This is a genomic window from Tessaracoccus yangjingae, from assembly GCF_054483935.1.
Genome location: NZ_CM137014.1, coordinates 829,076 through 851,181, shown reverse-complemented (window position 1 = coordinate 851,181; position 22,106 = coordinate 829,076). Strand labels below are relative to the sequence as shown.

The following is a 22,106-nucleotide window of genomic DNA, read 5'->3' as shown; positions in this document are numbered from 1 at the left end:
CGAGAGCGCCCACCACACGATGGAGCCTCCCGCAGATCCCACCGATGAGGTCACAACCCTTGCCTGATTCCTCCCGCTACGTCGACAAGGCCGTGCGGCTCTTCACTTTCCTCGCGAAGGCGCAGCAGCTCAGACAGGCCCCCGTCAGCGACATCGACGCCTACCGCCGCGACGGCTCCGTGCACTGGCTCGGCGATCTCCCCGACGCCGATGCCGTCCGCTGGGTCACCGAGCCGGGGCAGGCCTGGGACCAGGGCCCCCTCATCAGCATCGACAGGCTCGTCCCCGCGGACCCGCCCCGGGTCCCGGCATCGCTGTCCGGATGGATAACCGGCGACATCCTGAACGCCGCCGAGCGACCCCGGCTCGCCGAGTGGCGCGCCTCCCCCGACGGGGCGCGCGAGCGCTCGGAGGACCACCCCGCCGTCGAGACCGCGTTCCATACATGGGCCGCAAGGTGGGATCAGTGGGCGGAGGTGTTCCTCCGCGAGCAGCCCGTCCGCGACTCCTACGCCGAGCTGTTCAAGCTCTACGTGCAGACCACCCAGAAGAGCGAGGAGCTTGAACTCATCCTCGGCGTCGGGCTCCTCGCCTGGGCCCCCGAGGGGCATGAGCGAATGCGGCGGCACTTGTTCACCGTCCCGGTCATCCCGAAGCTGGAGGAGTCGAACGGGCGCCTCGACTTCTTCCTCGACGAAGGATCGGTGGGCATGCACGTCGAGCTGGACATGCTCGACCCCAGCCTCATCCCCGATCAGTCGCTCGTCGGACAGCTCGAGACCCGAGGCCACGACTTTTCGGGCAACCCCCTCGACCCGACGGACGTCGAGCAGCTGGGCCGGACCGTGGCCCTCCAGCTGCACGCCCAGGGGCGCTGGGACCACGCCGCGACACTTCCTGACCTCCATCCCTACCCGACGGTGGCGTGGGCCCCGGCGCTGGTGCTCCGCCCCCGCAACCGCACCGGCCTGGTGCAGGCGTTCCAGGAGATCGCCGCCCAGATAGCCGCCGCCGGCGAGGTCCCGGCCGGCCTTCTGCCGCTGATCGACCCGGACCGCCTCCCCCCGGTCACCGAGGTCTCCACGCCTGGCGCCATCCTCACCTTCGACGACGAGGTGGTGGCGCCCCTCCCCCTCAACGATGTGCAGCGGCGAATTCTCGAGCGGGTGGACCGCCACGCGCAGACCCTCGTCCAGGGCCCTCCCGGGACGGGCAAGACGCACACCGCCGCGGCCTTGCTGACGCACCTGCTGGCCCAGGGGCAGCGCGTGCTTGTCACCGCCCACACGGACCGCGCGCTGCGCGAGGTCCGCACCAAGCTGCCCGCGCAGATCAAGCCGCTGGCCGTGTCCGTCATCGGGGCTAGCCGCGACGACCTCGCTGACCTCCGCACCGCCGTCGACCACATCTCCCGACGGGCCGGCGATCACGACGAGCACGCCGCCACCCTCAAGATCCAGCAGTTCTCCGAGCAGGCGGCGCAGCTGGACAAGCGGCGGCGGGCACTCAGCCGCGACCTCGTCAGCGCCCGCTCGCACGAGGTGGCCGAGCTCAGCCACGGACCCTATTCCGGCACGCTCGCCGCCATCGCGCAGCGCTACCAGTCCGAGGCGGCGCAGTACCAGTGGGCCTCGGAACTCGTGGCCTTCACCCCCCAGTCCACGCCCCCACTGTCCGACGACGAGGCCCTCGAATGGCTGGCCCTCCTCCGGGACCGCTCGCTGGGCGAGGACGCGGTGGAGAGCAGCCGTCGCCGGCTCCCCAGCCGCGCCGTCCCAGAGGCCGAGGCCTTCGCCGCCCAGGTGCGCTCGGAGTCCGAGGCGAAGGCGGCGGCCGCCTCCCTGGTCGACGGCCCCCAGCACGGGAGCAGGGCAGCGCTGCGGGCGCTCAGCGTCGAGCAGCGGCTCGCGCTCAGGACGCGCCTCACCGAATACGTCACCACGGCGGGGGATCTGTCGCGGCTGCCGCTCCAGTGGATCGACGATGCGCTGGCGGCCGTGCGCGGCGGTACCGGCGACGTGTGGGCGGCCCGCGCCTCGGCGCTGGAGGCCGGGATCGCGCAGGTCGACGGCGTCCTCGAGCGGCTGCCCGCCGGCGTCCGCGTCGAGCTCCCCGGAGACATGGACCGCATGCGCGCCATGGCCGCCGCCCTGGAGCGCCACCTCCGCACGGGCGGCGCCCTCAAGTCCCGCGCCGACGGGACGGTGAAGATCGGGGCCTTCGCCCCCGGGGTGGTCAAGGAGTGCCGCGAACTCCTGGACCAGGCCAGGGTCGACGGACTGCCGCCCACCACGGTCGCGGCGCTCACCGTCCTCATGGCGCACCGCGACGCGTCGGGCCTGCTGGACGAGGTGGACCGGGCCTGGCCGGCATCGGTGGACGTCCCGGACGAGGACACCCCGCGTGAACGTGTGGAGTGGCACCGGAGCCAGCTGAGCTACCTCGTGCGTGTGGTGGAGCTCGGTGAGCGCATCCGCGCCGAGGAGGACTTCCTCCGGTCGCGCGGGATCGTGCCGCCGGCGTGGGGGGACGCGGCCGCCGTCGAGCGCCTCGCCCGCTCCATCGACGCCATCGAGGCGGCGGACGCGGTCGCGGCCGCCCGCGAGCCGCTGAACGCCCTGGGGGAAGAGATCTCCACGGTCGCGGGCTGGTCCGACGCCGCCGAGCCGGTCCACATGCTCAGCGATGCCGTCGACAACCGGGATCACGAGAGCTACGCCCGCGCCCTGTCATGGCTGGTGCGGCTCGAACAGGTGGCCGAGGCGATCGCCCGCCGCGACACCCTCACTGACCGCGCCCGCGCCGCCACTCCTGCTCTCGCCGAGGCGGTCCTGACAAGCCCGGACGATGATGCCTGGGACGCCAGGCTGGAGTACCTCGAGGCGGCCGTCGCCTGGGGCGCCGTCGGGGCGTGGGTGCTGGCACAGGACCAGGTGGACGCCAACAGCATCCAGGCGCAGATCTCGGTGGCGGACCAGAAGCTCCGCGCCGTGGCCGAGAACATCGCCGCCGAACGCGCCTGGGGCCACGCCGTCGGCAGCGAACGCCTCACGCCGGGCCGCCGCGCCGATCTACGCAGCTATTCACAACAGGTCAGCCGCCTCGGCAAGGGCACCGGCAAGTACGCCGCGCAGCAGCGGGCGGAGATCCGCCGCGCGATGGAACGCTGCAGGCCGGCCGTCCCGGTCTGGATCATGCCGCTGTACCGGGTTGCGGAGCAGTTCCACATGCAGGAGAACATGTTCGACGTCGTCGTGGTCGACGAGGCGTCGCAGGCCGGCCTGGAGGCCACGTTCCTGCAGTACCTGGCCCCGAAGATCGTCGTCATCGGCGACGACAAGCAGGTCTCCCCCGCCGCGGTGGGCGTCGACCAGCAGCAGCTCAGGGACCTGGCCGCGCAGTACCTGCACGACGACCGCTACAAGGACACCTGGCAGGACCCGCAGCGCTCCCTGTTCGACGAGGCCGCCATGCGCTACGGCGGCCAGCTCACCCTCGTGGAGCACCGGCGCTGCGTGCCCGAGATCATCGGCTTCTCCAACCGCATCGCCTACGAACCCAACGGCATCCGGCTCATCCCGGTGCGGCAGTTCGGGTCGGACCGGCTGGCCCCGTTCGTCGTCCGGCATGTGCCCGACGGCGTCGAGGAGGGCACGACGGGCAAGATCAACCGCGCCGAGGCGCGCGCCCTCGTCGACGACCTCAAGGCCTGCCTCGACGACCCGGCCTACGAGAGCGCGAGCCTGGCCGTCATCTCGCTCGTCGGGGAGCGGCAGGCCAAGTACATCGAGTCGCTGCTGCTGGCTGAGATCCCCGCCGAGGAGTGGGCGCGGCGGAGCCTCCGGGTGGGAACCGCACCGGACTTCCAGGGCTCGGAGCGCGACGTGGTGTTCCTGTCCATGGTGTCGGCCGCCGAGCCGGGGCGCCGGCTGGGCGCGCTGACCCGGGAGATGTACGTGCAGCGGTTCAACGTCGCGGTGAGCCGCGCGAAGGATCAGGTGCGGCTCTTCCACTCGATCGCGCTCAACGAACTGCCCAACGGCGAGGATCTGCGCTTCCAGCTGCTCGACTACGCCTACGGGGTGGCTGGCCGCGGCGCGTCGGGGACCGAGCTGACCTCGTCGGTGGTGCCGGAGGACGAGCGCGTGGAGCCGTTCGACTCCCTCTTCGAGCAGCGGATCCACAACCGGATCGCGGACCGCGGGTACACGGTGGTTCCCCAGATGGAGGCGCTCGGGTACCGGCTGGACCTCGTGGTGGTGGGGGCCCGCGCGCGGCTGGCCGTGGAGTGCGACGGCGACACCTGGCACGGGCCCGACGCCTACGAGCGTGACCTCGCCCGGCAGCGGGAGCTCGAGCGATGCGGCTGGCGGTTCTTCCGGGTGCGGGAGTCGAGCTTCTACGTCGACCCGGCCGCCGCGCTGGCCCCGCTTTGGACGCTGCTCGACAAGATGGACATCCACCCCTCCGACTGGATCGATGCCGGCGTCGAGATCGAGGGGGAGGACGCGGCGCAGGAGTTCGAGCTCGAGCTGCCGACGGAGATCGTCGACGAGCCGACAGACGACGACCCCGACGCCGGGCTTGCCTCCGAGGAGACCGACCCGGTGGCGGACGGGGAGGAGAACGTGGTGGCGTCAGCCGAGCCCGGCGTCGTCACGCCCGTGCTCCCAGGCCCGGAGGCCCCACCCGCGTACCCCGAACTGGGCGCCACCCTGCACCTGGCGCTGGGGCGCACGGATCGCGGCTCACGCGCCCCGGCGCGTCGAGCAGCCTTGGGAGTGGAGTGGGACCCGATGTCGCAGGTGAACGGAGCGGTGGACACGATCTTCCTCCGCCCCTTGACGCTGGACCCCTACCGAGCGTTCGACGGGTCGGCCAGCCCGGTGGGTGAAGGCACCGCCGAGGAGATTCTGGAGGGGATTCTGCGGATCGTCGCGGTGGAGGGCCCGGTGCGCGGGAACCGTCTCCGCACGGCGTATGTGCGGGCATCGGGCGGTTCACGCGTCGGGAAGGCGATCGCCCAGATCCTCGACTCTGCGGTCACCCGTGCCGTGAGGCGGGGCGATCTGGTGGCTGACAATCCGCTGGGCACGTCCGGTGTCCACAGCCGCACCTACCGTCTCCCCGGGCAGGAGGAGTTCCGGCTCCGTGAGCTCGGGCCCCGCGTGCTCGACGAGGTGCCGCCCCGGGAGCTGCTCGAGCTCATGCGACGGATCTCCGACGCCAACCCACCGTCGTCCGAGGAGCAGCTCCTCCGCGAGACCCTGCGCCTGTACGACCGCGTGTCGCTGACGCAGGCGGCCCGCAGCGTCCTCCTGCCTGTGCTCACCCTGATGAGACGAGACGGCGCGGGGAGTTGACCGCGACACCGGCTGGCGTGCCGCAGGCGGCAGGGCCGCCCTGGCTCCGCGTTAGGCGGCGGATCTGGTGTCGTAGTCGGCACCAGATCCGCCGGCCAACCCGCCAGCGGCCTTCGTCGCCGCGTTGAGGACACGGAGCTCAGGGATGTTCAAGGCATCCGCGGTGGCGGGGCGCCAGTGCGAGGGGTCACGCTCAAGAGGTGGACCAGAGGGTGCCACTGCGGGCGCGTTTCCGCGCTGTGAGGTTCGTGAGGTGTCTTCCTCGGACTTGCCGGTATCGGGGCCAACCGATGGGGAGAAACGTCCTCCTCGCGGGGGTAGGCGGCGCCGGGTCGACATGCCAGACTCGGGTCATGCATCCCCTCGCCAAGCACGTCGGCCACTGGGACGGTGTCTGCGCCTTTCGCATGATGCCCACCGACGAGTTCGCCTCAGGCCCCTCATCCGCCACGTCTTCCGCCGAGGCCGAAGGCTTCGGCTGGTCGCTGCGCTACGAGTGGACCCACCCCACCGATGGCGCGCAGGCGGCCACGCTCCTCGTCGGCTCCCCTGACGACGACGGCGCAATCAATGCCGCGTGGATCGACGCCTGGCACCAAAAGCCGCATCTCGGCGTTCTGACCGGGTCGATCATCGACGGCGGGGTCAACCTTGCGATGGAGTACAGCGGCTGGGGGTGGACCATCGACCTCTCAGGCGACGGCGACAACCTCCGCATGGTGATGAACAACGTCATCCCCGACGGCGTCGAGGGGGCAGAACCTGGACCCTACGTGGTGATGGACGCGCAGTGGAGGCGTCGACGGTGAGGACCCCCACAGCTGACTCTCCCCGGCCGAACGGGGCTCAGCGGTAGACGTCTCGCCGGTGGTCGATGCGCACCACCACGACTTCGTTGACGCGATCATTGGTCCGGTACAGCACCCGGTAGGTGCCCCGCCGGGCAGACCAGATTCCCTGCAACTCGCGGCGGAGCATCTTTCCGACCCGCCGCGGGTTCTCGACCAACGGTCCGGTCATGAACTCGATCACCGCGGCAGCAACCGCCTCTGGCAGTTCTGTCTGGACCGCGCGGACAGCGGGCGGGGTGAGGACCAGCTCGTAGCCCCCCTCAGGGCTCACCGGCGAAGGCTCCGGATCGCGTCACTCCCCCGCACGACGTCGCCAGAGGCATACGCAGCGTCCGCCTCCCGGATGTCGGCCAGCGCGTCGGGATCCGACAGAACGTCGAGCGTCTCCTCCAACTCGGCAAGGTCAGCAGGGCTGATCAACACCGCGACGGGACGACCATTGCGCGTGACGGTGACGCGCTCGTGATGGTGCTCGACGCGGTCCACGACCTCACTGAAATGGTCGCGGACCTCACGCAGGGATTCGGCTGTCATGACCACAATTGTGGCGCTTCAGGGGCGAGAATCAAGGTGAGCCTCGCTGGGGGCGCGGCCGTGGCGCGGTCGCTGCACCCGGGCTGGTAGTCGGCCGGTCAGCCGCGGCCGACTCCTCAAGTGCCCCACCAGGCGGGCAACTTAGCGCAACCCCTCGGCCCGGGCCGAGCCGGCCGCTTAGGGTCGAAGCGACCCCAAATTCCACAGAAGGATGCCCATGAACGACCGACTCAAGACCCTCAGCGACGCAGGCGTCTCCATCTGGCTCGACGACCTCTCCCGCGAGCGACTCACCTCCGGCAACCTCGCCGACCTGATCGAGACCAGGTCCGTGGTCGGCGTGACCACCAACCCCACCATCTTCGCCGCCGCCCTCAGCGACGGTGACTCCTACGCCGCGCAGCTCCAGGGCCTCACCGACGTCGACGCGGCAATCGAGCTGGCCACCACCACCGACGTCCGCGACGCCGCGGACCTCCTCAAGCCCATCTACGACCGCACCGGCGGATTCGACGGCCGCGTCTCGATCGAGGTCTCGCCGGAGCTCGCGCACGACACCGACGCCACCGTCGCGGAGGCCCAGAAGCTCTACGACATCGTGGGCCGCGAGAACCTCCTGGTGAAGATCCCCGCCACCAAGGCGGGCATCCCCGCGATCGCCGAGGTCATCGGCCGCGGCATCTCCGTCAACGTCACCCTCATCTTCAACGAGGACCGCTACCGCGAGGTGATGGACGCCTACCTGACCGGCCTGGAGACCGCCGACGTCGCCGGCCGCGACCTCAGCACCATCCACTCCGTCGCCTCGTTCTTCATCTCGCGAGTCGACTCCGAGATCGACGCCCGCCTCACGACGCTGGGCAGGGAGGACCTCAAGGGCAAGGCGGCCATCGCCAACGCGCAGGTCGCGCTCGGCGCGTTCGACGAGGTGTTCGGTTCGGAGCGGTTCGCCGCGCTCAAGGCCAAGGGCGCCAACCCGCAGCGCCCCCTCTGGGCGTCCACCGGCACCAAGGACCCCTCCTACCCCGACACCCTCTACGTCTCGGATCTGGTGGCCCGCAACATCGTCAACACCATGCCCGAGAAGACCCTCAACGCATTCGCCGACCACGGCGCGGTGGGCACCCCCATGGAGGGCACCGCGGACCAGGGTCGCGCCGTCCTGGCGGAGATCGCGGAGGCGGGCGTCGACCTCGACGACGCGTTCCAGGTCCTCGAGGACGAGGGCGTGGAGAAGTTCATCGTGAGCTGGAAGGAACTCCAGGAGACGGTGCGGCGCGCCCTCAGCTGAGGCGCCCCGTCAGGCGTCTCGCACCACCTCAACGTGACGACGGCGTGGCCCCGGCCTGTCGAGGCCGCGGGTCACGTCACGCCCGCTCGTCGCTCCCCGAGAGCTCGACGGCGATCTGCTCTGCCCAGCCTTCGATCTCCTCCCAATCGCGGAAGTCGCCCTGGGGCAGGAGGCCTTCAGCGGCAGGCATGGCGCGCGTGATCCGCTCGCCGAGCCCGATCGGCTTCTCGGTGGGGTCGAACGCACCGAAGAAGACCCGCTCGCCCCTGGGCGACAAGGAATCGGTCAGCTCGTCGAACTCGCGGGGGCGGGAGCTGGTGAGCACGTCCTTGCCGTCGGCGTCCACCTGGTCGGTGCCCAGCGGTCCGCTGCTGAACAGCCACACCGGCCGTGCGGCCAGTGCCTCCCGGTGGCGCCGCGCATACTGCAGCGCGGGCTTCAGCCAGTGGAACATGTACGCGGCCCCGCCGAGCACGACCGCGTCGTAGCCGCCGGGCGGGCCCGCCTCCTCGACCGGTGTCGCCACCGCGGTGTGGCCTTCCCGCGTGAGCACCTCGGCGATCCGCTCGGCGATGCCTGCGGTGGATCCGTGCCGGGTCGCATATGCCACGAGCACGTTCATGGTTACCCTCCTCGTCGCGTTGAGGTGAGGATGATGCCCTCACCTCAGGCTACGCCTGCCGTCCGCAGCCAGTGGGCCTCCGACTCAGCGACCTCCGCCGTCGGCTTACCAACGGTTGTGGACGTCCTCGGCCCAGCCGACGACGTCGGCGATCCGGATCCAGGCACCCGTCTCGTCGCGGACGCGTCCCGCCCAGTGGCCGAAGCACTGGTGGGTGATCCCAGCGAACACCTTGAGGTCGATGACCGACTCCTTGAGGTGGAAGGGTGTGAACGTGAGGTCGACGTCGGTCCCGGTGACCCGCCACGGCTCCAGCCAGTCGGTGGTGCTGTACTCCCAGACCAGCTCCTCGCTGATCTTGGTCAGCCGCCCGTCCACCACCAGCGCGTTCTCCACGGCGCCGGTGCCGTCGGTCCACCGGCCCCCCACCTGGATGCCGACCACCCTCCCGTCGGTGCGGCCCGAACCGGCGCCCCAGTTCCAGCGCATGTCGTAGGGCCAGCGGCCGCGACCATGGTCCAGCGCGGCCCACGACTCGCCGTCGGGCACCACGTGGGTGACGCCGTCGACGGTGATGCTGCCGCTCGCTGGGCGCGCCACGTCCTTGACCGTGTACTGGAACAGCGTCTCCGACCACGGCACGACGACGCCCAGGCTCTCGTGGCCGTCGGGGCGGTGCGCGTAGATGTCGAAGGAGACGCGGTCCCCGCGGGCGCGCAGCCGAGTGCCGCCGGCGTCTTCGTCGACGGCAATCTTCACTGCCTTGGTCGAGGTGCGCACCGGGCCCGCGCCCAGGGTTCCGGGGAGCGTGACGCTGCCGCCGAGCACCCCGATGGCGTCGTGGGAGATGACCGCACCGGTGGCGCGGTCGAGGAACCAGATGCCGTGGACAGCGGCGTAGTCGATGTCCGAGGTGACCAGCGCGACGATGTGGCTGGGCGTGGTGACCGCCCAGTACTCCCAGCGCTTGTTGCGGCCCCGGCCCACCCGGCCGCGACCCACGCCGTCGGTGGTGATCATCGGCGTGCGCGTCCAGCCGACGGCGTCCGGGTTGAGGCGGCCGTCCGCCAGCGTCAGCGACACGGGCCCGGTGATCTCGCGTTCGTGCACCCACACCGGGCGCGCGGCCGCGACACCGGCGGCCCGGTCGTGGCGCTCGCGGAGGCGGAGGTTGGAGCTGCGGACCTGGTCGGCGTCCACCTTGAGCACGCGCCGGTCGTAGGTCATCAGCCCGTTGGTCTCCTGCTCCACGTCGGCGAGCTGCGTGTAGACGAAGGCGGCGAGGCCGTCGTCGACGGCGGGGCCCACCTCGGCGTGCTGCAGCCGGAGGAACGCCCGCTCGAAAGCGGTGCGGTCGGAGAAGCTCTTGTACCCGAACTCGGCGTCGGTCCAGGTGTGGCCGGGCACGCGCAGCGAGTAGCCGCCGAATTCGGACAGCACCGCGGCGCGCGGCTCCTCGGCATCCCTCCGGGACAGCGCGAAGCGGCGGAAGTAGACGTGCCGGCTGGCCAGGTCTCCTCCGCCCTGGTCGTACCAGCCGGAGGCGTGGTCGACGAGCCGGGTGGGGTCCAGTGCGCGGATGCGCTCCGTGGCGGCCACGGAGTCGAACTGCCCCCAGCCCTCGTTGAACGGCACCCACACCGCGACACTCGGGACCGACCGCAGCAGCTCGACGGTGGCGTCCAGCTCCGCCAGGAACTCCTCCCTGCCCTCGGCGTCCGCGCGCCTGAGGGCCGCGTGCCAGCGGTCGCTCAGCCAGAACTGCGGCACCTTCACCGGCGCGTGGATGACCACCTTGCTGTACGGCCGGCCGCCGTTGACCATGTCCTGCCAGACGATCATGCCCAGCCGGTCGCAGTGGTGGTACCAGCGCAGCGGCTCGATCTTGATGTGCTTGCGCAGCATCGTGAACCCGAGGTCCTTCGCGGTCTGGATGTCGTGGATGAGGGCCTCGTCCGACGGCGCGGTGTAGAGGCCGTCGGGCCAGTAGCCCTGGTCCAGCAGGCCGGCGTGCAGGTAGGGCTCGCCGTTGAGGAGGAGCCGGGTCCTGCCCTCGGCATCCGGCCCCATGGAGTAGGAGCGCATCCCGATGTAGCTGGTGACCACGTCGTCGCCGAGGCGGACCTCTACGTCGTGGAGGAAGGGGTCCTCCGGGCTCCAGCGCCGGACGTCGTCGCCCAGGTGGATCCGGGTCGGGGTGCCGGTGCGCACCTCCGCCCGCGCCAGCTCGCGGCCCTCGGCCTTGACCGTCACCTCTGCGGTCCCGGGAAGACCCGACCCGTCGACGACGGTGACTTCCAACCCGCCCGTGGCCAGATCCGGGGTGAGGACGAGCCGCTCCACCCACCGCGCGGGCACCGATTCCACCCAGACGCTCTGCCAGATGCCCGACTGCGGCGAGTACCAGATGCCCTCGGAGCCCCCCAGCGTCTGCTTGCCCTTGGCGCGCCAGGAGGTGTCGGTGACGTCGCGGACGCGGACGGCCAGCTCGTGCGGGCCGCCGTCGGCCAGGGCGTCGGTGACGTCGACGGTGAAGGGCAGGTAGCCGCCCCGGTGGCCGCCGACGCGCACGCCGTCGATGAGCACGTCGCAGTCCTGGTCCACGGCGCCGAAGTGGAGGAGCACGCGGTCGCGGGTGAAGCCGTCGGGGAGGGTGAGGTCGCGGCGGTACCAGAGGTGCTCGTCCGGCTGCAGCACGCGGCCCACGCCCGACAGCGGCGCCTCGGGCGAGAACGGCACGACGATATCCCCGTCCCAGCGCGACGGGACGGCGGGCGCCTCCGCGGGCCCGGGCGGGACTGGCGTGAACGCGTACTCCCAGCGGCCGTTCAGGTTGAGGTACGAGTCGCGCACGAGCTGCGGGCGCGGGTACTCCGGCAGGACGTGGTCTGGATCGAGGGCCTCGCCCCAGGGCGTGATCACGCGGAGACCTCCTCTCGGGCCCTGGCCTCGGCGCGGCGCAGGACGTAGACGGGGACGACGATGAGGACGGCCACCAGCGCGGCCGCCGGAAAGATCCAGGGGGTGGGGACCTGCTTGGTGACGCCCAGGTCCACGAACGTCTCGTCGGCGCCGGAGATGACGGCGGCGCCGATGAACGGGCCGATCACCATCGGCAAGAGCACGGCGGCGATCATCCGCAGACCCTGGACCTCGCCGGCCCGCGCGGGTGGGGTGAGGTTGCGCACGGTGGCGGAGATGGCGGCGACGCCCAGCATGAACCCGGACATCATGACGATGCCGGCGCCGATCACCGGCAGCATGCCCCGAACCGGGAACATCGCGAGGAGGCCGAGGACGTAGATGCCCATGATGGGCAGGATCCCGCGCGAGGGTTCCACCCGGTCCAGCACCCGGCCGCCGAGGGCGCTGGCGACGGCCGCGGTGAGCAGCACGGATCCGAGGACAATGGCGTAGCCGTCGATCCGCAGGTACCGCTGAACGTAGATGATGAGGTACGGCAGGAACACCTGCGTGCTGGTGCCGAGGACCGCCCACGCGGCCAGCGCCGCGTAGAGCCGCGGGTTGGCGCGGATGGTGCTGGGCCGCAGGCCGTGGATCACCGTCGAGAGATAGCTGCCGCCCGGCCGGGGGCGGGCAGGCTGGCGGAGCCCGAACCACGCGATCACGCCGACCAGCGCAGTCACGCCGCCGATGATCGAGAAGAACGCCATCCAGTGCCCGCCCCGGGTGAGCGGGTCGAGCGCGCCGAAGACGACGAGCATCGCGAGCAGCGGGAAGGTGGCGAGCACGCCGTCGACCTTGCCGCGGTTGTGCTTCGTCGTGGAGTCGGTCACCCAGGCGCTGAAGGCGGCGTCGTTGGCGGTGGCGCCGAGGACGCTCATGAGGCAGTCGAGGGCGATGATGCCGACGACGGCCACCACCACCGCGTCGACGGCGGGCACCATCGCGGCGGCCGTCTCGACGTCGACCAACCCGAACGCCGCCGTCGTGGCACCCCACAGCACATAGCCGGCGGCGATGAACTCTCGACGGCGCCCGCTGCGGTCCGACCAGGCACCGGCGAGCAGCGTCGCGACGGTGGCCGCGACCGCGCTGGCCGCCACGAGGGTGGCCAGTACCGCGGGGTTGTCGGTGATCGTGTCGTAGACGAACACGTTGAGGTACATGTTCTCGATGGTCCAGGCGAGCTGGCCCGTCAGCCCGAGCACGATCACCCAGAACCAGAGGCGTCGCCCCACCCGGCCGTCAGACATGCCGTCACCCTAGCGGCTGGCGATGCACTTCTGTATCGGAATGCAGAGCAGGAGGGCATCGTGACGTGGCGCGGCAACTCCAAGCGCGACCCGCGAGCCACCTGGGCACTGGGTCAGCTGTAACACCTACTGCAACATCGGTGTTGCAGTAGGTGTTACAGCTGTTCACCTCCCTGGGTTTCACCAGGCGTGCGCCAGCACCTCACCGAGGAGGTCGTCGCCGTCGACCGGCAGCCCCGCGCGGCTGAACCAGGCGGCCATGTTGGTGCAGTCGCGGTGGAGGAAGTCGAAGGCGTAGGGGTTCGACGCCAGGTCCACCAGCTGTGGCACGTCGATGATCACCAGGCGCGGCTCGTCGTCGTCGATCCCGGACACCAGCGTGTTATACGGGCTGAGGTCTCCGTGGACGAGGCCGAGGCGCGCCATGGTCTGCATCGCGTCCCGCAACTGCGTGAACAGGTGGTCCAGCTGTGCGGGCGACGGGCGGGTCTGGTGGAGGCGCGGGGCCGCGGCGTCGCCGTCGGAGATGAACTCCATGAGGATCTCCGTGCCGTCGATCTGCACGGGGTACGGCACGGGCACGCCGGCCGTGTAGAGGGTGACGAGCGCGTTCCACTCGGCGCGCGCCCACAGGCCCGATTCGACGGCGCGGCCGTAGGTGGACTTCCGCGCGACCGCGCGGGTGTCGCGGCTGTTGCGGATGCGGCGACCCTCCGTGTAGCCGGTGTCGCGGCGGAAGAGACGCCGGTCGGTGGACCGGTAGCGCTTGGCGGCCATGACGACGGAGCGCGTCGGGTGGTCGGGCACGGCGCGTTCGAGCAGGGAGACGTCGGCCTCCTTGCCGGACTTGAGGAGGCCGAGGTCGGTGTCGACGGCGGCCGCGGCGGTCACCAGCCAGTCCGGCCAGGGCTCGGGTCCGCGGCAGAGCCGCTCGATGGAGTCCCAGGTGGACCAGCGTTGGTTGTCGGCGAGAGTGTCGCGGTAGGTGGTGGTGGTGGATGCGTCGCTCCAGCTGAACGACGAAAGAAGGTTGGGCAAGGGTGGTTCTCCTGAGGGAGGAGGCACCCGGCGAACAATGTCAGGCGGCGGGGGCCTCAAGTGAAGTGGGGATTGAGTAGGCGTGCACAGCAATGGGTGACATCTCTGTCCCTCCCTTCACGAGGCTCCGGAGCGCGGTTCGCGCCCCATCAGGGTAACCCGGCAGCAGTTGCAGAGCTAGAGGGAGCAGGCGACGATCCGCAGGAATAGCATGGAAGTAGCCCGCTTGGGCAGTGAATCCGGGGAGGGGCCATGCTCGTCTCACTCGTGGGTGTCGCGCTCGCCATCATCATCGTCGGGGTGATCGTCGCCATCGACCGCAGAAGACCGGTTGACCCCGGCCCCGCTCCGCGCCACACGCTCCCGGCCTGGTCCTCCTTCGGTTTCGGCCTGGTCTCGCTCGTGGCGGTGGCCTGGCCCCTGCTGATGAGCCGCGCCGCGCCGTCGGGTGATGAGGGCGACGTGACGGTGTCCAACTCGCAGCTGCTGCCCATGGCGTCGATCTCCTTCTCGCTGGTCGGACTCGCGCTGGGCGTGTACGCCCTCAAGCGCGGTGATCGGCACTGGTCGGTGTGGGTGGGACTCGTTGCGAGCGGTCTGACAGTCGCGTTCTGGCTGTACTTCCTGATCGGGAACATCGTCTCCCCGGCCTGAGCCAGCCTGTCCTGGATGCACCCACCGACGGCCGCTGTCGGTCACGCGTTGACCAGCAGCACGCCTCCAGCCGCCAGCACCGGCGACGCCTGCCGGAACGCACCCGGGCCCGTCACGTCGACGCGGTCCCCCGCGAGACCTGCGCAATCCGTCACCGACACGCTGAACGGCACACCCGTCTCGGTCGCGCCGTCAAGCGTGTAGCCGGCCACGCCCGTGACGGTCGCGACGCGACACTGCCCGCCGTCGATCCGCACGCGGCCGACGGTGAGACCACTGAGCTCAGCAGTGGTCAGCTTCGCGGAGTGGGCGACGCCACCGTCGGTCCACTCGCGACTCAGCACCACGCCGCCGACGACGCCCTTCTTCACCGTCCGTGCCGACAGCGCGATGGCCCCCGTCCCGCCGTCGGGCCATCCCACGGATCCTGACACGACGGCGCTTCGCCGCGTCGCCGGGTTGTAGATCGTCAGGCTCCCGTAGCCGGTGCCGGCCGCGTTACCCGAGACGGTCTCGGCCGCGACGGTGTAGACGTCGAGCGGCAGGTCCACCGCCGTCGCCACGCAGATATGGGTGGCCCGGTTCCCGGCGGTGGTGGCCTCACAGTCGAGGGTCGCGGAAGCGCCGGAGGAGACACCGGTGAACTGGACGCGCAGGGTCGCGTCGTTGGGGACCCCCGCGGCCGTCTCGGTGGTCACCAGGACCTCGACCCCGCCGGTGTAATTCCCATCGCCGGCCCACTCGACGGCGGGAACCGCCCCCACCGACACCGTGAGCGCGGCGGCCCTCACCTCCCACTGCCCGGAGACCGCAGTCACGTCGAAGTTGGTCGCCTTCTCCCCGCCGAACGCCATCAGCGGCGCGACGACGCCGGAGCCGACCGCCGGCCCCGCCGTCGACGGATCGTTGACGCAGGTCAGGGAGCCGACGTAGTCGCCCGAGACCACGCACGCCGCCAGCGGGTGCGCCTCGCCGTCGAACTCGCCGCTGTAGTCGCCGGCCGACATGGTGACCGGGGCCCTGTCGATCGCGAACGTCCGCGACCCGCTGCTGCCCAGGTGGTTGGCGTCGCCCGCCCACGTGGCGGAGGCGCCGGCCGTGCCCGCGTCGACGTTGCCCGTGTAGGCGACGGCGACCGGCACGGTCGACCCACCGACCCTCATGGCCACGGCCGTGCACGGCGTCTTGGCGGCGCCGTCGTACACGTGCGGTCCGGCCGTGCAGGTCACCGTCGTGGCCGAAGGGGCCTTGGCGATCTGGAAGATCGCCGAACCGTTGGAGCCGCTGAGGTTGGCCGACCCCGGCCACGACGCCGATGCGGTGGCCGTCCCGGCGTTCACGTTGGCGGAGTAGGTGACGGTCAGGGGCAGGTCAGTCATGCCCGGCCCGGTGGCCTTCGCCGTGCAGGGCATCTGCGCCGACCCCGTGTAGGTCAGCGGCGACGACGGGCAGGTCACGGCCACCGTCGAGGCCGCCTTGGTGATCACGAAGGTGCCGGTGCCGCTGCTGCCCGTGTGATTCACATCGCCGGCCCAGGACGCCGATGCGGTCGCCGTGCCGACGTTGACGTTGCCGGTGTAGGAGGGCGTCCGGGACACCGCCGCCATGCCGACGCCCGTCGCCGAGGCGGAGCACGGGGTCATCGGAAGGCCGGTGTACGCGGCCGACGCGGGGCAGGCCACCGTCGTCGTCGACGGGGCCTTGGCGATGGCGAACTGGGCCGAGCCGCTCAACCCGACGAACGACGCGGAGGCGGTCGCGGTGCCCGCGTTGAGGTTGTCCGTGTAGGTGACGGGCACGTCGCGGGGCGCCAGCTGCCACGACCCGGTGGCTCTCGCGGTGCACGGCGTCAGCGCGCTGCCGGTGTACACGAACGGGCCCGGGCCGCAGTCGACCGTCACCGCCGTCGGCATCTCGATCGCGAAGGTCCCGGACGCCATGCTCCCGTCGTGGTTGGCATCGCCCGGGAAGTAGCCGGTGGCGGTGGCGGTCCCCACGGCGACGTTGTTGGCGTACTCGACGGCGACCGACTCGTAGTACAGGGTTCCGCCGACGACGGTCGCCGTGCAGGGCGTGACCGGCTCACCGGTGTACATCGAGGGGCTCGCGCAGAAGACGGTGACCGCCGTGGAGGACTTGATGATGGTGTAGGGCGCGGCCAGCGTCGTGACGCCGTCGGAGGCCGTGATGGTGTGCGCGCCGGCGGGCGTCGTGACCACGCCGATCACGCAGTCGCCGGTGGCCGGGCAGGTCGTTTCGTAGCTGCCGTCCAGAGACACCGTCACCGGACCCCGGAAGTACGCCACCGTCACCCTGACCGCGACGTTGGAGCCGTAGACGCTGCTCGACCGGCTCAACCACATCCGCGGCGTCTGGTCAACCGGCATGGCGAGGATGTCGCTGGTTCCGCCGTTCATCCAGCCGTATGGCGTGACGTACGTGGCGCGGAAGTACACCTGTCCGGCCGGGGCGATCGGAACCTCGACGTTCGCCGTCACCGTTCCGCTGCTGGAGATCGGGACCGTGGAGTACTTCTCGAAGGTGACGCCGTCGGTGGATCGGTAGAACTCGACGCTGCTCGCCGGCGCCGGCCTCCCGTCCAGCATCGCGGTCGCGGTGATCGGCACCGTACTGCCGGTGCGGGCGAGCGTGGCCGTCGACGACAGCGTCACGACCACCACGCTCGGGTCCGTCTCGGCCCTCGCCCCCGGGGCCACCGACACCGCGAGCGACAGCGTCAGCAGGATCACCGCCCACAGACGCGCGAGGCGGACGTGGGTTCGCGATCGAGGCTCGCTCTGCCCGACTCTGATCATCTCCGGTCCTCCTTCACGACGGAGCCCGCCCAGCACTGGCGAGACCCGTCACCACGATGTCGGAGCGACGGCGAGCGGACCATGGACCTAGGTCGCCTATCTTCCGAGGCCCGCCCGGCAATAGGGTTGTCGGCGACTGAGAGGGCGACGGTGGGCAGGCAGCGGGAATCGAGACCACAGCTGGTCGACTCGCTGCGTGCCGCCCTCACCGCCTGCCTCGTCGCCGGGGCGGCGGCGGCCCTGCTCGAGGCGGCACTGCTGTGGGCGGTGCCCGGCTTCCACCCCCTCACCCTGGTCTATCCGGCGGTGTCGCTCGTCTACGCGGGCGCGGGGGCGCTGGCGTGGTGGCGCCGGCCGGGTTCCCTCATGGGGGCGCTGATCATGCTGGGCGGGCTCGCGCTCCTGGTGGCCGGCGTCGGCAACACGGAGCTGCGGGGCCTCGACGTGCTTGGCCTGGTGGCGGCCACCTGGATCCTCGCCGTCATCGTCCATCTGTTGCTGGCCTTCCCGGGAGGGCGGCTCCGGCGCTGGGTGCCGCGCGTGATCGCGGGCACCGCCTATCTCAACTCGGTGGTGCTGCAGATCCCACGCGCGCTCCTCCCACCCGGGCAGGGGCAGCAGTGGGCGTTGGTCCAGTCGGTGATCGGTACCGTCGTCATGGTGGCGCTCGCCGGGGTGCTGCTGTACCGCCTGCTGCTCGCTTCGCCCGCCAAGCGGTGGACCCTCATCCCCCTGTACTGCTACGGCATGGCCGTCGCGGCGCTCATCCCGACGTCCTCCCTCATCCTGCGGGGGTATCTCGGACTCGACCCCGTCCAGGTGTGGGGCGTGCAGATGGCCGCGATCGCCGGCGTGCCGCTGACCTTCCTCGCCGCGTCCCTGCTGGGCAGCTTCGCTCCGACGGCGGAGGCCGAGGCCCTCGCCGCCTGGCTGAGCTCCGGCCCCGACCGGCCCGCCGTCCGCGACGCGCTCGCCCGCTCCCTCGGCGACACCTCGGTCCGGCTCGCCTACTGGGTACCTGAGCGGCAGGAGTTCGTCGACGCCACCGGCGAACGCGTCGACGTTCCCGCCCCGGGATCGCCGGGCCCCGACGCCGTCCACGTCCGCTCCGGTGGCGACCTCGTCGGCGCCATCGTCTACGACCCCCGCACCACGACGGCGCGCGCGGTGCAGGAGGCGGCAGGCGTCGTCGCCCTGGCGATCGACGGCGAGCGGCTCACCGCCGCGCTCCGCGCCAGCCGGGCGGCGCTGATGCGGTCGCGGTCCCGCCTGGTCGAGGCGGCCGACGCGGTGCGGACCAGCATCGCCCGCGACCTCCACGACGGGCTCCAGGTGCGCCTCGTGCTGCTGGGCGTCGAAGCCCAGCGCCTGGCGAATGCTGCCGCCGCCGGGGCAGGGCCCGACGAGCTGGAATCGGGCGCCACGGCGCTGCGGCAGGGGATCGACGCTGCCGCCACCGACCTGCGGCGCCTGGCGCGGCAGATCATGCCGTCCGCGCTGGAGGAGCGCGGACTGGCCCTCGCCGTCGAGGACCTCACCGACCGGATGCCGCTGCGGACGCGCTTCGACGCCTCGTCCGTGCCCGTGGACCTGCCGCCCGCCGTCGCGCTGACGGCCTACTACGCCGTCGCCGAGGGGCTCACCAACGCGGTGAAGCACGGGCGCGCCTCCGAGGCGTCGGTGACGATCGAACGCGTCGACAGTGACCTCGTCGTCTCCGTCGCCGACGACGGGGCGGGCGGCGCCACCCCGCGGCCGGGTTCGGGCATCGGGGGCCTCCGGGACCGGGTTGAGGCGGTGGGAGGTCGGTTGGATGTTGACAGCCCGCCCGGCCGGGGCACCCGGCTGCGGATGGAGGTGCCATGCGGGTCGTGATCGCCGAGGACGAGGCCCTGCTCAGGCAGGGTCTCACCCTGGTGCTGGAGGATGGCGGCATCGAGGTGGCGGCGAGCGTCGGCGACGCTGATGCCCTCCTGGACGCCGTCGTCGACCAGCGGCCGGATCTGGTCATCACCGACATCCGGATGCCGCCGACGTTCACCGACGAGGGGCTGCGGGCGGCGCGGCGGGTCCGGCAGCGGGGGGTCGCGGTGGTGGTGCTGTCCCAGTACGTCCAGCGCCGCTATGCCATCGAGCTGCTCGACGGCGACGGTGCGGGGGTCGGGTACCTGCTCAAGCAGCGGATCGCCGACATCGCGACCTTCCTCGCCGACCTCCACCGCGTCGCCGACGGCGGCACGGTCCTGGACCCCGAGGTGGTGGACCTCATGCTGAGCCGCGCGGAACACACGGACGGCCCGGTGCGGCGGCTCACGAGGCGCCAGCGCGAGGTGCTGGCGCTCATGGCGGAGGGCCGGTCGAACGCCGGCATCGCCGCTGAACTGGTGCTCACGGAGAAGGCCGTCGTGCAGCACACCTCGCACATCTACGACGCGCTGAACCTCCCGCTGACCGCCGACGACCATCGGCGCGTGCTCGCCGTCATCCGTTACCTGGAGGGGTCGACGGCATAGGGCACGGCTCGGCGGGTGGGGCCGGCAATGGGGAAGTCACAGTGCAGTCTCAATTACCTGGATTGTCCGACGGAAACCCGAAACAGCCTGGTGGCACCGGGGAATGTCTCGTCACGTGATTGACGGCGCAGCTGACGCACGCATTCAATTCCTTCATGTCAATCGACACAACCCCGCCGGGAAAAGCCCGGGAAGAGGACGCGACCGGCGGCGACGGCGGCGCTCTCCCTCCCCAACAGCCTGAACCCTCGCAGCCCGCCGGCGAGGCCCCGCACATTCGCGTCGCTCTCGGCCGGGATCTGGTGGCGCTGGGATTCGTCATCGTCCTGGCTTCGCTGTCTCTGGCCCTGCTGTTCCTCCCCACCGCCACCGAGGTCGCGGCGGCCATCGCGCCGGTGACCACGATGGTGGGGACCTTGATCGGCACGGTGTTCGGCGTCCAGGCGGCCAACCAGGCACAGTCCGCGAAGGCGACCGCCTCCGAGGATTCACGGGGTCGAGCGGCCGCCACAGCACTTCGAGAAGGAGACCTGACGCCGGAGGAACGCCAACAGGTGATCCGCGGCCTGGGCAAGGCCGGCGATTCCACCGGTAACGGCAACCCATCGATTGAGTTCTTCTGATGTCGCGCGCAGATCACACCCAGTACTCGGGCCTATCCGAGCTCCTCAAGAATGGTCGGCTGCATTGGTGGTACCTGGCCACTGTCGCGGGCATCGTCGTGGTCGTCGCCATTGCCGGCATCGTCGGGGGCCGAATCCCCTCCCCCGACGCTCCCGCATCACCCACACCCTCCGCTTCAGCGGAGCCGGCGACGTCAGCCTCCGCGACTTCGACGGAACCCACCGACGAGACTCCGGCGCCGGGAGAGACCCCCGAGCCGTCCGCGACGACCACCGGCTAGCGAGGCAGGCGGACTCTGACCCTCGCGCCGTCTGCCCATAGGCCGACGACCGGTCACCGGCTGCGGCAAGTGGTGCGGCTTCACTTTGGGCGACCTCGGCGATCAGCTTGGAGCGCAGGTATTCCAGGAGCGAGCGACTAGTCAGAGATGCGATCTCAACTCGCGGCGGGCGGCTTCCGTCAGCTTGACGGCCGAGATCCCACAGCCCCTATGGCTGGTACAGCGAGGCGTCCGAGTCGAAGCGAGCCTTGATGGTGTGCAGCAGCACCTCATCCACCTCCAGCTCAGCCACGCGAGGGCCGTCGCTGGTCTCGAACCAGGCTCGCGCGGCATCGATGATGCGCTGCGCGGCCTCTTCCTCCGACACCTCGGAGGTGTCGACGACCAGGTCGTAGCTCTCCTCAGCGGCCCAGTCCTCGCCGTAGTAGCGGCGAACGAAGCGCTTCTTCGTATCTGCGTCGCGCTCCACCATGTCCTGGGCGACCCCCTTGGAGACCTTGTTGTCCTCCATCACCCGCTTGACCCGAACGTCCTCGGGGGCGGTCACCAGCACGTTGAACACATCCGAGTACCCCTTCAGGGCGGCGAACCCGCCCCGTCCCAGGATCACGATGTCGTACTTCGCGGCCAGGGTCTCCACGGTCTTGTTCATCCATCTGATGGTCATCGCGGTGTTCTCGTTGAAGAGGTCGAGAAGTTTCGGTGGCTTGTCGTAGAGATCCCGCAACTCGATCAATCCGTACTCGCTGATCACGGCGTCGACGAAGAATCGATCAGCGAACCTCCAGCCCAACTCCTGGGCGACCCGCTCCGCGATTCTGCCGCCGTACGATCCAAGCTTGCGGGAGACAGTAATTGCACTCATGACGATCCTTCCTCAAGGCCAGCGTGGTTAACGTCAGGATCAACACCACACTACCCCCGCGGCGGGTTTCTCGACGCCGTTTGCCCGCCCGGGCCGACTCCCCCGAACTCTTGCCATGCCGTCCCCTGGAACGACGGCACTGCGAAAAGAGCTCATGCCCGCGACGCCCGGTCTGGCTTGCTGGCGGGATCCGCTCGTTGCCCGGGCCCAACGCCATCACCAGCGCCAGACCAGTCCTGAGCGTCATTGCCCTTCCCATCCGTGCCCCACCCCCGGCTACCCGCGCCGCGGACTCTCGCCGCCGGCAGCGCGGTTCTCCTGGCACAGTACTTCAGCCGGTCATGTTGAGGAGGGTGGGTGGAGTCAACCACCCCCGGACGAGGTACTGGCTGAGCCGCGCACAGCCCCCACCGGACCTGGGCGGGCGCTCGGCTCACT

15 protein-coding genes are annotated in these 22,106 nt (G+C 70.8%); 7 read left to right on the top strand and 8 right to left on the bottom strand.

Features of this window, described 5'->3' with window-relative positions:
• Positions 1-59: 59 nt before the first annotated feature.
• Both ACX1D3_RS03745 and ACX1D3_RS03740 read left to right on the top strand, forming a co-directional pair.
• Positions 60-5,363, top strand: coding sequence for a PDDEXK-like endonuclease domain-containing protein (locus ACX1D3_RS03745; protein WP_458995645.1), 5,304 nt, complete (start codon positions 60-62; stop codon positions 5,361-5,363).
• A 353-nt stretch (positions 5,364-5,716) separates the two neighbouring features.
• Positions 5,717-6,172: a hypothetical protein gene (locus tag ACX1D3_RS03740; RefSeq protein WP_458995644.1), complete on the top strand. Its 456-nt coding sequence runs from the start codon at positions 5,717-5,719 to the stop codon at positions 6,170-6,172.
• Positions 6,173-6,209: 37 nt separating this feature from the next.
• Here ACX1D3_RS03740 and ACX1D3_RS03735 read toward each other — a convergent pair whose 3' ends face one another.
• Entirely contained in the window at positions 6,210-6,485 is a 276-nt protein-coding gene (locus ACX1D3_RS03735; RefSeq protein WP_458995643.1) for a type II toxin-antitoxin system RelE family toxin, read from the bottom strand.
• Positions 6,482-6,748, bottom strand: coding sequence for a type II toxin-antitoxin system Phd/YefM family antitoxin (locus ACX1D3_RS03730; RefSeq protein WP_458995642.1), 267 nt, complete (start codon positions 6,746-6,748; stop codon positions 6,482-6,484). Before ACX1D3_RS03730 ends, ACX1D3_RS03735 begins: the two co-directional genes overlap by 4 nt.
• A gap of 217 nt (positions 6,749-6,965) precedes the next feature.
• Here ACX1D3_RS03730 and tal point away from each other — a divergent pair, with 217 nt between their 5' ends.
• On the top strand, positions 6,966-8,039 hold the full coding sequence (gene tal, locus ACX1D3_RS03725) for a transaldolase (protein WP_458995641.1): 1,074 nt from the start codon (positions 6,966-6,968) through the stop codon (positions 8,037-8,039).
• A 76-nt stretch (positions 8,040-8,115) separates the two neighbouring features.
• Here the strand turns inward: tal and ACX1D3_RS03720 are convergent, their stop codons facing one another.
• The 4 genes from ACX1D3_RS03720 to ACX1D3_RS03705 form a co-directional block, all read right to left on the bottom strand.
• Positions 8,116-8,661: a flavodoxin domain-containing protein gene (locus tag ACX1D3_RS03720; protein ID WP_458995640.1), complete on the bottom strand. Its 546-nt coding sequence runs from the start codon at positions 8,659-8,661 to the stop codon at positions 8,116-8,118.
• A 105-nt stretch (positions 8,662-8,766) separates the two neighbouring features.
• Complete coding sequence (locus ACX1D3_RS03715; RefSeq protein ID WP_458995639.1) at positions 8,767-11,583, bottom strand: DUF2804 family protein; 2,817 nt, start codon at positions 11,581-11,583, stop codon at positions 8,767-8,769.
• Positions 11,580-12,878, bottom strand: a complete 1,299-nt coding sequence (locus ACX1D3_RS03710; RefSeq protein WP_458995638.1) for an MFS transporter — start codon at positions 12,876-12,878, stop codon at positions 11,580-11,582. Before ACX1D3_RS03710 ends, ACX1D3_RS03715 begins: the two co-directional genes overlap by 4 nt.
• A 180-nt stretch (positions 12,879-13,058) precedes the next feature.
• Complete coding sequence (locus ACX1D3_RS03705; protein ID WP_458995637.1) at positions 13,059-13,916, bottom strand: serine protein kinase RIO; 858 nt, start codon at positions 13,914-13,916, stop codon at positions 13,059-13,061.
• Between the two features lie 252 nt (positions 13,917-14,168).
• On the opposite strand from ACX1D3_RS03705, the gene ACX1D3_RS03700 reads away from it, so the two are divergent.
• On the top strand, positions 14,169-14,570 hold the full coding sequence (locus tag ACX1D3_RS03700) for a hypothetical protein (protein WP_458995636.1): 402 nt from the start codon (positions 14,169-14,171) through the stop codon (positions 14,568-14,570).
• A gap of 41 nt (positions 14,571-14,611) precedes the next feature.
• On the opposite strand, the gene ACX1D3_RS03695 is transcribed toward ACX1D3_RS03700, so the two are convergent.
• The gene (locus tag ACX1D3_RS03695) at positions 14,612-17,386 is read right to left on the bottom strand and encodes a hypothetical protein (protein WP_458995635.1); all 2,775 of its coding nucleotides are present in this window, start codon (positions 17,384-17,386) and stop codon (positions 14,612-14,614) included.
• Between the two features lie 150 nt (positions 17,387-17,536).
• Here ACX1D3_RS03695 and ACX1D3_RS03690 point away from each other — a divergent pair, with 150 nt between their 5' ends.
• The 3 genes from ACX1D3_RS03690 (at position 17,537) to ACX1D3_RS03680 (ending at position 20,522) form a co-directional block, all read left to right on the top strand.
• Positions 17,537-19,261: a sensor histidine kinase gene (locus ACX1D3_RS03690; protein ID WP_458995634.1), complete on the top strand. Its 1,725-nt coding sequence runs from the start codon at positions 17,537-17,539 to the stop codon at positions 19,259-19,261.
• Positions 19,249-19,899 (top strand): response regulator, encoded by a 651-nt coding sequence (locus ACX1D3_RS03685; RefSeq protein ID WP_458995633.1) that lies wholly within the window; start codon positions 19,249-19,251, stop codon positions 19,897-19,899. The genes ACX1D3_RS03690 and ACX1D3_RS03685 overlap by 13 nt, the downstream gene beginning before the upstream one ends.
• A 119-nt stretch (positions 19,900-20,018) precedes the next feature.
• Positions 20,019-20,522: a hypothetical protein gene (locus tag ACX1D3_RS03680; protein WP_458995632.1), complete on the top strand. Its 504-nt coding sequence runs from the start codon at positions 20,019-20,021 to the stop codon at positions 20,520-20,522.
• 489 nt (positions 20,523-21,011) lie between these two features.
• Here the strand turns inward: ACX1D3_RS03680 and ACX1D3_RS03675 are convergent, their stop codons facing one another.
• Positions 21,012-21,668 (bottom strand): cytidylate kinase-like family protein, encoded by a 657-nt coding sequence (locus tag ACX1D3_RS03675; RefSeq protein WP_458995631.1) that lies wholly within the window; start codon positions 21,666-21,668, stop codon positions 21,012-21,014.
• Positions 21,669-22,106 lie beyond the last annotated feature (438 nt).